This is a genomic window from Streptomyces gilvus (assembly GCF_022513565.1).
In the GTDB taxonomy this organism is placed as follows: Bacteria; Actinomycetota; Actinomycetes; order Streptomycetales; family Streptomycetaceae; genus Streptomyces; species Streptomyces gilvus.
The window spans coordinates 1-1,418 of the sequence record NZ_JAKWBE010000071.1 but is presented as its reverse complement, the minus strand read 5'-3'; the positions used below and the strand labels follow the sequence as shown (position 1 = coordinate 1,418).

The 1,418-nt window shown below is 68.8% G+C and carries 1 protein-coding gene; it reads left to right on the top strand.

The genetic code is table 11. From position 1 onward, the window contains the following. Window positions 1-158: 158 nt before the first annotated feature. Entirely contained in the window at window positions 159-1,394 is a 1,236-nt protein-coding gene (locus tag MKW14_RS40630; RefSeq protein ID WP_240871807.1) for an IS701 family transposase, read from the top strand. Window positions 1,395-1,418: the final 24 nt, after the last annotated feature.

Sequence of the window (1,418 nt, the reverse complement as noted above, 5' to 3'; positions counted from 1 at the left end):
TAGTACTCCAGCTGTAGATCGCGATCTTGCTGGTCGGGGCGGGTCCGGGAACGGATGCGGCCACCGGTGATCATCGGTGTGTGAAGACAGAAGATCAGTCGGTGGCCGCAGGTCACAGCATAGATCCTGGCCGCTGGCAGGAGACGTTCGAGGTCCTGATGGGCCGTATAGCGGGACGGTTCGGCCGGGTGGAACCCCGGCGCCGGGCACGGGCGTTCGTGCTCGGGCTGTTGTCGGACCTGCCGCGCAAGAACTGCTGGACGCTCGCCGAGTATGCCGGGGATGCGACCCCCTACGGTCTGCAGCACCTGCTGTCGAGGGCCAGCTGGGATGCCGACGCGGTACGCGACGACATCCGCGGCTTCGTCGTCGAGCGCCTGCACCACGAGGACGCGGTGCTGGTTGTGGACGAGACCGGCGACCTGAAGAAGGGCACGCACACGGTGGGCGTGCAGCGCCAGTACACCGGCACCGCCGGACGCATCGAGAACAGCCAGGTCGCCGTCTACCTCGCCTATTCCACTCCGCTCGGGCACGCAGCGATCGACCGGGAGCTGTATGTCCCGCGTTCCTGGACCGAGGATGCGGTCCGCTGCCGGGCCGCCGGGATACCCGACGCCGTCGGCTTCGCCACGAAGCCCGCGCTCGCCGCACGCATGATCGGCCGTGCTCTGGACTCCGGCGTCGCCGCGTCCTGGGTGGCCGGTGACGAGGTCTACGGAGGCAACCCGCACCTGCGAGGCGAGCTGGAAAGACGCGAGACCGGCTACGTCCTCGCCGTCGCCTGCGACCATCAGGTCACCACCCGCGCGGGCAAGCTCCGCGCCGACGCCCTGGTCAAGAAGCTGCCCGCACGGGCCTGGCAGAAGCTCTCCGCCGGCGCAGGCGCCAAGGGGCACCGCTTCTACGACTGGGCCCTGGCCGACATCGCCGACGACCGGCCCGGCCACCGCCAGTTGCTCGTCCGCCGCAACCGGCGCACCCGTGAACTCGCCTTCTACCGCTGCTACTCAGCCACCCCGGTCCCACTGACCACCCTGGTGCGGGTCGCCGGACGCAGATGGACAGTCGAGGAGACCTTCCAGTCCGGCAAGGGCCTGGCCGGACTGGACGAACACCAAGTCAGACGCTGGACGTCCTGGCACCGCTGGGTCACCCTCGCGATGCTCGCCCACGCCTTTCTCACCGTCATCCGCGCCGACGAACACACCCGCCACCCGAAGCCGGACGGGCTGATACCGCTCACCTGCAACGAGATCCAGCACCTGTTCACCGCACTCATCGTCCGACCCGCACGTGACGCGGCCCACCGGCTCACGTGGTCCCACTGGCGACGCCGCCACCAGGCCCGATCCCAGACCAGCCACTACGCGCGACAAGCCACTCAAGCATGAAGATCGCGATCTACAGCTGGAGTA

Excerpts from the sequence above, each read along its gene's own strand:
- MKW14_RS40630 (WP_240871807.1), top strand. The coding sequence starts at position 159 with ATGGGCCGTATAGCGGGACGGTTCGGCCGGGTGGAACCCCGGCGCCGG.